General features: G+C 69.2%; 10 protein-coding genes. 4 read left to right on the forward strand and 6 right to left on the reverse strand.

Features of this window, described 5'->3' with window-relative positions:
* Positions 1-14 precede the first annotated feature (14 nt).
* Positions 15-722 (forward strand): ABC transporter ATP-binding protein, encoded by a 708-nt coding sequence (locus tag NBW77_RS15040; RefSeq protein ID WP_131747633.1) that lies wholly within the window; start codon positions 15-17, stop codon positions 720-722.
* Positions 723-807: 85 nt separating this feature from the next.
* Here NBW77_RS15040 and NBW77_RS15045 read toward each other — a convergent pair whose 3' ends face one another.
* A complete protein-coding gene (locus NBW77_RS15045; RefSeq protein WP_131747632.1) occupies positions 808-1,875 on the reverse strand; it encodes an amidohydrolase family protein in 1,068 nt (355 codons plus the stop codon).
* A gap of 288 nt (positions 1,876-2,163) precedes the next feature.
* Between NBW77_RS15045 and NBW77_RS15050 the strand changes: the two genes are divergently transcribed.
* Entirely contained in the window at positions 2,164-2,940 is a 777-nt protein-coding gene (locus NBW77_RS15050; protein WP_165486219.1) for an SDR family NAD(P)-dependent oxidoreductase, read from the forward strand.
* 22 nt (positions 2,941-2,962) lie between these two features.
* On the opposite strand, the gene NBW77_RS15055 is transcribed toward NBW77_RS15050, so the two are convergent.
* The 5 genes from NBW77_RS15055 to NBW77_RS15075 all read right to left on the reverse strand — a co-directional run bounded on the left by NBW77_RS15055 (position 2,963) and on the right by NBW77_RS15075 (position 8,280).
* The gene (locus NBW77_RS15055) at positions 2,963-3,901 is read right to left on the reverse strand and encodes an aldo/keto reductase (RefSeq protein WP_131747630.1); all 939 of its coding nucleotides are present in this window, start codon (positions 3,899-3,901) and stop codon (positions 2,963-2,965) included.
* Between the two features lie 17 nt (positions 3,902-3,918).
* Positions 3,919-5,184: an acyl-CoA dehydrogenase family protein gene (locus tag NBW77_RS15060; RefSeq protein WP_131747629.1), complete on the reverse strand. Its 1,266-nt coding sequence runs from the start codon at positions 5,182-5,184 to the stop codon at positions 3,919-3,921.
* A gap of 58 nt (positions 5,185-5,242) precedes the next feature.
* Positions 5,243-6,286 carry a phosphotransferase family protein gene (locus tag NBW77_RS15065; RefSeq protein WP_165486218.1) on the reverse strand — a complete coding sequence of 348 codons (1,044 nt, stop codon included), beginning with the start codon at positions 6,284-6,286 and terminating at the stop codon, positions 5,243-5,245.
* A complete protein-coding gene (locus NBW77_RS15070; protein ID WP_250279901.1) occupies positions 6,283-7,410 on the reverse strand; it encodes a CaiB/BaiF CoA transferase family protein in 1,128 nt (375 codons plus the stop codon). The genes NBW77_RS15065 and NBW77_RS15070 overlap by 4 nt, the downstream gene beginning before the upstream one ends.
* 66 nt (positions 7,411-7,476) lie before the next feature.
* A complete protein-coding gene (locus NBW77_RS15075; protein ID WP_131747626.1) occupies positions 7,477-8,280 on the reverse strand; it encodes an enoyl-CoA hydratase/isomerase family protein in 804 nt (267 codons plus the stop codon).
* 232 nt (positions 8,281-8,512) lie between these two features.
* On the opposite strand from NBW77_RS15075, the gene NBW77_RS15080 reads away from it, so the two are divergent.
* Both NBW77_RS15080 and NBW77_RS15085 read left to right on the forward strand, forming a co-directional pair.
* Positions 8,513-9,613: a TIGR03617 family F420-dependent LLM class oxidoreductase gene (locus NBW77_RS15080; RefSeq protein ID WP_131747625.1), complete on the forward strand. Its 1,101-nt coding sequence runs from the start codon at positions 8,513-8,515 to the stop codon at positions 9,611-9,613.
* 34 nt (positions 9,614-9,647) lie between these two features.
* A complete protein-coding gene (locus NBW77_RS15085) occupies positions 9,648-9,962 on the forward strand; it encodes a putative quinol monooxygenase (protein ID WP_131747624.1) in 315 nt (104 codons plus the stop codon).
* The last annotated feature ends 86 nt before the right edge of the window (positions 9,963-10,048 follow it).

Genomic DNA, 10,048 nt, shown 5'->3' on the forward strand with positions numbered 1-10,048 from the left:
AGCAAGGAGCCACGATGACAGCGTTGATCGAAGCCAGAGGACTGTCGGCCGGTTACGGCTCACTCGCGGTCGTGCGCGATCTGGACCTGCAGGTGGGGCCGGGTGAGGTCGTCGCGCTGCTCGGTCCGAACGGCGCGGGCAAGACCACGACGCTGTTGACCCTGTGCGGCGAGCTACCCCCCCTGGGGGGGCAGGTGCTCGCCAGCGGCGAGGTGACAAAGGCCCCGCTGCACCGACGCGCCCGCTCCGGCCTCGGCCTCGTCACCGAGGAACGGTCAGTGTTCATGAGCCTGACCGTCGAGGAGAACCTGCGGGTCAGCGGGAGCGACCCGGCGTTGGCGATGAGCCTCTTCCCCGAGCTCGACCCATTCCGCAAGAGGCGGGTGGGGCTACTGTCCGGAGGGCAACAGCAGATGTTGGCGCTGGCCAGGGCGCTGGGCCGCCGCCCGAGCCTGCTCCTCGCTGACGAGCTTTCGCTCGGGTTGGCGCCCATCATCGTCACGCGGCTGCTGCGTGCGGTACGGGAGGCCGCGGACACCGGTGTCGGCGTGCTCCTCGTCGAGCAGCACATCTCCAAGGCCCTCAAGTTCGCGGACCGGGCCTACGTGATGAGCCGCGGCCGGATCCAGATCAGTGGCTCGGCCGAGGACCTGCGCGGACGGCTCGACGACATCACGCAGTCCTACCTGTCCGGTGCGCCGATGGCCACGGCAGACGCCTGACCCTCGCGGTCAGGCTCCGAAAGAGGAGAACCCCTGGAAGCAGCGTTGCTTCCAGGGGTTCTCCTCGTCGGGCCGGGTTTGTCGTTCAGGCCTCGACCCGGTCCGGCACGGTGAACAAGGAGCGGAAGGTGTCCAACGTGATCGTGTGGCGCACCTCGTCCGAGACGTCCTGGAAGAGCTCGTGCAACGTCTTCTGGGTGTGCCCGTAGGTGCCCTCGAGGTGGGGATAGTCGTCGCCCCACATGACGTTGCGGTAACCCATGGCGGTGACCGCGGGAACGGCGCTGACGTCGTGCTGGAACGACGTGTAGACCTGCCGGTAGATCAGCTCGCTCGGGAGGGCGGACAGCTTCGGCAGCGCCCAGTTGCCGTGCTGGCGGTAGCCCTCGTCCATCCGGTCCGCGAGCGCCGGGACCCAGGATGCGCCGCCCTCGGCGATCAGGATCCGCAGCCTCGGATGCCGGTCGAGCACCCCGGCAGCGACCAGATGGGTGACGACCCGCATGCCGGGGAACGTCGTCTCCACGTAGTTGATGACGGCCCCGCCGGGACCGCGGAACGCCTTCCCGTCCGAACCCGTGCCGATGTGGAAGGCGATCAGGAGGCCCGCCTCCTCGGCGGCCGCCCACACCGGCTCCCACAGTTCCTGGGCGTACTCCAGCCCGTCAGGGACCGTGGTGGGCAGGAACACGCATTGGAAGCCGAGCCCGGCGGCCCGCTGCAGCTCGGTCACGGCGTCCTCGACGGAGGCCATCGACAGGAGTGCTGCGCCGACAAGGCGCGGGGAGACGTCCATGATCTCCTCGCGGCACCAGTCGTTGTAGGCTCGGACGCAGGCGGCGGCAAGCTCCCGGTCCTGGATGAGTACGGTCCACAGGCCCATCGACGGGAAGACGAGCTGACCCCAGATGCCCTCGGAGTCCATGTCCTGGATGCGCAGTGCGACATCGTAGGCACCCGGGGGACGGAACGAGTCCATGAAGTCGTTGAGCGCCCGACGCTGGATGACGTTGTCGACGTAGATGGTCTCGAGTCGGTCGCCGCGCTCGGTACGCGGAGCACGCTCGGCCAACCCTGACGGGAGCCTCGACGTCCACAGGTCCACCGGTTCCAGGAGGTGGGAATCTCCCGAATTCGCCCAGATCTTATCCATGCCGACTCCTCATTCCTGCCCGTGTCCCGTCGGCGCGAGTGCCCTCCGGCCGGACGGCCACTCCTCGGAGACGGTTCTAATTCTCACAATGAGTGTTATTATTTTACAGCACTGCTGTCAAGCGGATGTCGTTGCACAACATGCCCGACACCGAAAGCGCGGCCCGGAGTCGCCGCCACAAACCCGGGCTCCGGACGGACATAACCGACTTCGCGGAAGATCTGCCATCCATCGGATGCGCATCGTGGCCCTCGCATGCAGAACGCAATCACAACGGGAGGAAAAACCATGGCCGGACGTTTCAGCGGAAAGACCGCGATCATCACAGGATCGTCGCGGGGAATCGGCCGGGCGATCGCCTGGCGGCTGGCCTCCGAGGGCGCCGGGGTCGTCCTCAACGCCCGCAGCACCGACGACCTGGACTCGGCCCGCAAGGACTTCGAAGCCGCCGGGTACGACGTCGCCGCCGTAACGGCGGACGTGGTCGAACCGGACGCGCCGGCCGCACTGGTCGCGGCGGCCACCGAGCGGTTCGGCCGGATCGATTTACTGGTCAACAACCTGGGGCTGAGCACCTACCTGGGACGGCCGCACCTCGCGGACCGGGACAGCTTCGCCCACGATGTCGTCGGCAACTCCTGGATCACCGTCGGGATGATCCAGGAGGCGATGAAGGCGGGCCTCGCCGACGGCGGCGGCGCCGTGGTGAACCTGTCCGCGATCAGTATCCGCAAACTGGTTCCGTACGCCGCCGTCTACACGGCGGGCAAGGCCGCGCTCGAGGCGCTCACCCGTGACCTGGCGCTCGACCTCGGCCCCGAAGGCGTCCGGGTGAACGCGATCGCCCCCGGCCTGGTGAAGACCGACGGCTCGCGTTTCGTCTGGGAGGGCAGGGAAGAGCTGCAGTCACGGGCGGTGCCGCTGGGACGTCTCGGCGAACCGGACGACATCGCCGCCGTGGTCGCCTTCCTGCTGTCCGCCGACGCATCCTGGGTCACCGGTCAGGTGATCGACGTGGACGGCGGTGCGGTGCTGGCGCCGGGCGAGTTCGCGCACCCCGACTGACAGGCCCTGACTGCCAGGGAGGTCACGAGGTGGCGATCGCCGTCGCCTCGGTCACGGCGGCTTCGCTGAGCACCCAGTCGGCCGCCGCGACGTTGCTGAGGACCTGCGCGGGCGAAGTCACGCCGGCGATCACCGATGCCACCGCCGGCTGCGCGACCAGCCAGGCGATGGCCAGCTCCAGCAGGGTGTGGCCGTCCTGGCGGGCCAGCTTCCCGAAGGCGTCCAACCGGTCGTGGGTGCGGTCGGAGAGGATCTTACCGACGACATCGGGGGCGACGTGATCCCCGAGCCGGGTGCCCTCGGGCGGCGGCTGTCCCCGGCGGTACTTGCCGGTGAGGACGCCCGAGGCAAGGGGGAAGAACGGCAGGAACGCCATCCCATGAGCGGTGGCAGCTGGCACCGTGTCCCCGAGCGCTTGCGGGCGCAGCAGGTTGAGCCGGTTCTGGACGCTGGCGAACGGCCGCAGGCCGTGGCTTTCCGCGACGGATGCCGCCTCGTCGATCTGGGCCGCGCTGACGTTCGCGCATCCGATCTCTCTGACCTTGCCCGCCTGGACGAGCGCGTCGAGGGCACCGAGTGTCTCCTCGATCGGCACGGTCGGATCGGGAAAGTGCAGCTGGTAGAGGTCGATGTGGTCGGTGCGCAGGCGGCGCAGGCTGGCCTCGACGGCGGTGGCGATCCACCGGGGGCCGGCACCCCCCTCGCCGGGCGCGGCGCCGTAGGTCGACCCGAACTTCGTCGCGATGACGACGTCGTCGCGACGCCGGCCCAGCAGCCGCCCGAGCAGCTCCTCGGAAGCACCGGCGCCGTACTCGTCGGCGGTGTCGAAGAAGGTCACGCCATGCTCGATGGCGGTGTCGAGGATGGCCGCGGTCCTGGCCTCGTCGCAGGTGGTCCCGAGCTGGTTACAGCCCAGGCCGACGACCGAGACCTCCAGGCTGCCGATCTGTCGCGTGCGCATGCCCGCTCCCTTGGTGGTCATCGATCGGAAGCGCGGGGCGCACCAGAGGGCTCACGTGGGAGTCCGAGGACCCGCTCGCCGATGATGTTGCGCTGCACTTCCGACGATCCCGCATAGATCGTGTGGCTACGGCTGAACAGGAAACTGTAAAGGAGCTCCTCGCGGGCATCCCCGCCCGTCGCCGAATCGCCGCCGGTCACCATGGCCTGCGGGCCGAGGACGTCGGTGGCGAGCTCGCCGAGACGCTGGTGCCAGCGCGACCACTGCAGTTTGCCCGTGGACGCCTCAGGGCCCGGTGGCTTTCCGGCGAGGGCCCGACCGATCGCGCGCATGCCGGTCTGGCGCATCACCTCGAGACCGACATAGGCGTCGGCCAGCCGGTCCCGCAGCACCGGGTCACGGTCGACGCCCCGGTCGCGGGCCACATCGACGAGACGCCAGTACTCCGCGGCGAAGCGCAGCTGCTGCCCGAGGAAAGCGGTGCCGCGTTCGAAGCCGAGCGTGCCGTTGACCACCTTCCAGCCGTTCCCGACGCCCCCCACGACAAGGTCGGCGCGGGTTCGCGCGCCGTCGAGGAACACCTCGTTGAACTCGGCCGTACCGGTGATCTGACGGATCGGCCGGATCTCCACCCCGGGCTGGTTCATCGGGCAGAGCAGGAAGGACAGCCCTCTGTGCTTCGGGGCGCCCGGATCCGTCCGGGCGAGAACGAAGATCCAGTCTGCGAGGTGGGCCAGGCTCGTCCAGACCTTCTGACCGGTGATGACCCATTCATCACCGTCGAGAACCGCGGCGGTCTTCACATTGGCGAGGTCGGACCCGGCCTCGGGTTCGCTGAAGCCCTGGCACCAGAACTCCTCCGCCCGCAGGATCGGGGGCAGGAAACGCGCCCGCTGCTCGTCGGTGCCGAAGGCCATCACCGTGGGCCCCAGCAGCTGCTCCCCGAAGAAACCGACCCGGATCGGACCGTTCGCCCGCGCGTACTCCTCGTTGAAGACCAGCTGCTGCCACAGGGACAGATCCCGGCCGCCGAACTGCCTGGGCCAGGCCGTGCCGATCCACCCACCGGCGGCCAACTCCCGCTCCCACCGGCGCCGGACCCCCAGTTCGGCCGGGCCGCCCAGGTCGTTGCCCGTGCCCAACGCGGCGAACTCACCGACAAGATGGGCGGACAACCACGAGCGCACCTCGGCTCGGAACTCGGTGTCCGTGTCCGTGTCCGTGTCCGTGTCGTCGGACGGTACGCTGGCGTTCGCACCGGCACTGGCCTCCGTTACGGCCATGTCGGTCCTCCTCGCGATCGTCGGGGCCTGCGGGCGTGCTCCACACCCCTGCGTTGTCTCATGGTTCGCATCCGGTATGTCCTGCGCCCAGGAGCGCCAGGGCGCTTTCGATCAGCCCGGGGATCTGCGCCGCGTAGCGCTCGCGGGAAGGGTCCGGGCTGGACCGCCTCCGGTTGTGCTTGACGATGAGGGACAGCGTCGCCGCCGACTTGAACAGGACGAGCGCGTCGAACCAGACCAGATCAGGCACGTTCCCGCCCCGGGCCTGCTCATAGGCGGCAAGGACGGTCTCGGTGGACGGCAGACCCGGAGGGTCGTAAAAGGCGAGAGCGTTGCCTTTGACCCTGCTCATCGACAGGAACCACGCGAGGTCGAGCCGCGGGTCCCCCACCGACCAGATCTCCCAGTCGATGACGGCGGCGATGTCGCCATCGACCGCGAGCATGTTGCCGAGACGCCAGTCACCGTGCACGACGACCGGGGGCAGCTCCTCGGGCTGCCGTGCGCGCAGGACCGCGGCGCACTCGGAATGCCGTGGGCGTAGTGCCTCCTCGACCGTGTCCAGGGCACGCTCCCAACGATCCACCTCGGCCTGCAGGGACCCCGGCGGTTCGTCGTCCAACCCCAGTGCGGCGGGTGGGACGGCCTGCATCGCGGCCAGCATGCGCGCGGCGGCGGTGAACCGACCTGCGACGGCGGTCGCGGGGAGGTCTCGGGGCGGGTCGGTCGTCGGCTCGTAGGAGTCCCCCGCGACGAAGTCCATCGCGAACAGTGGTGGAACGGCCGGTGGGACGCCCTGGTCGTCGAACAGCACCCGGGGCACCCGCACGTCCGGCACCGGGGCGAGCGCGCGCAGCAGCCGAGCCTGACGCAGAACGTCACGGTTACGGACGGGAGGCACCCCCGGCGTGGCGACCTTGAGGACAACCTGGCGGAGCACGCCGTCGCGGTACGCCAGTGACGCGGCAAAGGTGTGGCCCGAGTGACCGCCGGTCAACTCGGTCAGGTCGTCGACACTCACCGCATCAGCACTCGCAGTGGACGCCGACAGCACCCGCCGTGCCAGTTCGTCGCGATCGATGACGGGTACCTGCGCGGTCACACCCGGCTCCCCGTAGCGGCAATGCCCCAACCAGCCAGCACCTCGTCGAGACTCGCCTCGACCGGCCCGGGTGGGGTGGACGCGGGGGTGCGGCTGAAACGTGGGGCGGGCGCCGGGCGGACCACTCCCCCGCTGTCGGTGAAGGTCCCGCGGCGCGCGAGGTGCGGATGCGAAGGCGCCTCGTCCATCGAGAGCACCGGGGCGAAGCACGCGTCGGTGTGCTCCAGCAGTGCGCACCACTCGTCGCGGGTCCGGGTCCTGAACACCTCGGCGAGTCGCGCCTTCATCGGTCGCCAGTCGGACCTGTCCCACTGCGTCGCCAGGTCCACCGGGTCGAGCCCGACCAGTTCCAGCAGCTTGCGGTAGAAGTTGTTCTCCATCGCGCCGACCGCGACGTGGCGGCCGTCCGCGGTCTCGTAGACGTTGTAGAAGGGGGCTCCGGTGTCCATGGCGTTGGTGCCCCGTGGGCCGTCCCACATGCCGATCGCGCGCATCTCGTGCGCCATCATCATCAGCAGCGCGGCACCGTCGACCATGGCCGCGTCGATCACCTGGCCGAGGCCTGACGCCCGTGCCTCGAACAGCGCGCACATCACGCCGAAGGCGAGCAGCATCCCACCCCCGCCGAAGTCTCCGACGAGGTTCAGCGGCGGGACCGGCGCCTGCCCCTCACGCCCGATCGGGTCCAGCGCGCCCGCGAGCGCGATGTAGTTGATGTCGTGGCCGGCGGCCCGGGCGTAGGGACCGTCCTGGCCCCAACCGGTCATCCGCCCGTAGACGAGGCGGGGGTTACGGGCGAGGCAGACTTCGGGTCCGACCCCGAGCCGCTCGGCCACTCCGGGGCGGTAACCCTCGATGAAGGCGTCCGCGACGTCGGTGAGCGCGAGCACGGCGGCCACGTCGGCCGGGTCCTTGAGGTCGACGGTGACGGTCCGCCTGCCGCGGGCGAGCAGGACGGGTACCGGCTCGGCCCTGGAGTCCGGCGAGCGGTCCACCGAGACGACGTCCGCCCCCATGTCCGCGAGCAGCATCGCGGCGAACGGACCGGGGCCCTGGCCGGCGAGCTCGACCACCCGCACCCCGCGAAGCGGCCCGCCGGATCCGGTTACCTGGTTGTCGGTCATGTCACGCGCCCATCTCGTCGACCGGCCCGTCTCGTCGACCGACCCGGTCACCTGTTGCCGAAAAGATCACTTGTTGCCGAAGACCGGGGCGCGCTTCCCGAGGAAGGCAGCCTCCGCCTCGCGGCAGTCCTCGGTGAGGCTGGCCAGAATCTGGGTGCGGTTCTCCAGCTCCATGGCGGCGGCGAGGCTCGGGGCATCGATGTTGTTCCAGAGCACCTGCTTGGTCATCCGGACGCCGAAGGGACTGTTGGCCACGATCGCGGACGCAATCGACAGCGCCTCGTCCACGACCTTGCCGTCGTCGACGATCCGCAGGACAAGGCCGTTGTCATGCGCCTCCTGCGCGTCGATCAACCGACCGGTCAGCATCATCTCGGCCGCCGCGGTCGGCCCGACTATCCGCGGCAGCAGGTAGCTGGTGCCCATGTCGGCACCGGACAGGCCGATCCGGACGAACGCGACGTTGAAACGGGCGGAGCGCGCGGCGACCCTGATGTCGGCAGCGAGCGCCAGCGACAGGCCCGCTCCGGATGCCGGGCCGTTGACCGCGGCGATGACCGCCTGGGGGAGTTCGTGGATGGCCCTGATCAGGTGGGACGCGCGCGACTGCCAGGCCATCCCGAACTGGATCCGGCCGAGCTCCGACGCTGACGGGTCCGCGCCGAGGTCGCGAAGGTCCTGCCCGGAGCAGAAGCCCCGGCCCGCCCCGGTGATGACCAGGACCCGGGTCGAGACGTCCTGGGACAGCGCGGCGACGGCATCCTCGATCTCGTCGTACATCTTCAGCGTGATCGCGTTGAGTCGGTCCGGTCTGTTGAGGGTGAGGACGGTGACGTGCGGAGCCACTTCCTCGACGCTGATGGTCTCCATCGCTTCACCACTCCTTCGGCCGGGGCGGACTGTAAACCCCTGGGACAACATGCACGACCCACAGACAACACAGGGTGAAACACCGGAAACATGGGGCAACCAAACCGTCCGTATCAGGACGGATGCCGTCGGGATCGTGGCTGCAGACGCTACGCTTGATCGCACTTGTAGTGCAATGCGCTTGATAGTCTAACTCTAAGATCGGACGCGCCTGGCGGGGAGACGGTGACAGGTGAAGGTCGATTCGGGTGGGGTGGTCGGTCCGACAGGCGCGGCAGCCCTGGCGCAGGACGCCCAGGCTCGAGGCTATGACGGCCTCTGGCTCGGCGAGACCGCACACGACCCGCTGATCGGCGTGGCCCTCGCGGCGGCGGGCACGACCCGCATCGAGGTCGGGACGAGCATCACGGTCGCCTTCGCCCGCAACCCCATGAACCTCGCGGTGGCCGCGAACGATCTCCAACTGGTCGGCGGCGGCCGGTTCCTCCTCGGGCTCGGCACTCAGATCAAGCCCCACATCACGCGCCGTTTCAGCATGCCCTGGTCGCAGCCGGCCGCCCGCATGCGTGAGCTCGTCCTGGCGATCCGGGCGATCTGGGACTGCTGGAACGACGGCGCCGCCCTCGACTTCCGCGGTGAGTTCTACACCCATACGCTCATGACGCCCTTCTTCGATCCCGGACCGAACCCGCACGGACGTCCGCCCGTGCTCCTCGCGGGCGTGGGTGAACTCATGACGAAGGTCGCGGGCGAGGTCGCCGACGGTTTCCTCTGCCATCCCTTCACGACCGAACGGTTCCTGCGGGAGGTGACGGTGCCGGCGCTGGCCACCGGACGCGCACTGACCACGGGACGCACTCTGGCCACGGGACACGCACTGGCCACGGGACACGCACTGGCCACGGGACACGCACTGGCCACGGGACGCACGTCCGCCGGCGGGACCCTGGATGGTTTCACCATCACCGGGGCGCCCTTCGTCGTCACCGGCCGCGACGAGCAGGAACTCGCCGCCGCCGCGCGCGGGACGCGCAAGCAGCTGGCGTTCTACGCCTCCACCCCCGCCTACCGGCCCGTCCTGGAGATACACGGCTGGGGTGACCTACAGGAGGAGCTCAACCTGCTGTCCAAGCGGGGCGCATGGGACGAGATGGGCGACCTCGTCGATGACGAGGTGCTGAACACCTTCGCCGTCGTGGGTGAGCCCGACAAGGTCGCCTCTGAAATCATCCGGCGCTACGGCGACGTCATGACCCGGATCACCCTCAACACCCCGTACGAGTCCGACCAGTTGCTGTGGCCCGACATCGTCGCGGCCCTACAGGCGTCATAGACGGCCCTACAAGCGTCATAGAAGGAAGCGGTCCATGCCCTCTATAGCAGTCATGTTCACCTTCTCGGTGCCACCGGAAAAGGCCGACGAGGCGATCGGGATCCTGGACGAGATCAGCACGGCCATGAAGGCCGAGGAACCGGATGCCCTGGTGCACGTCTCCCACCAGCGCGCCGACAAGCCGGGGTCCTTCGCCTTCTACGAGCTGTACCCGGACGAAACGGCTTTCGAGGCCCACGGAAAGGGCCCGGTCATGCGGGAGGTCGGCGCACGGCTGAACGCGCTGATGGAACAGCCGGGCAAGGGTTTCATCCTCACCCCCGTCGCCGGTGTCGGGCTGCCCATCTGAACCAGAACGGCGGCGCGCCCACACCCACACCCACACCCACGGGAAAAGGGTCTCGGTATCCCTCAGAAGGGTGGCGGATCCAGCCC

The organism is Frankia sp. Cppng1_Ct_nod (genome assembly GCF_920656135.1).
Lineage (GTDB): Bacteria > Actinomycetota > Actinomycetes > Frankiales > Frankiaceae > Protofrankia > Protofrankia meridionalis.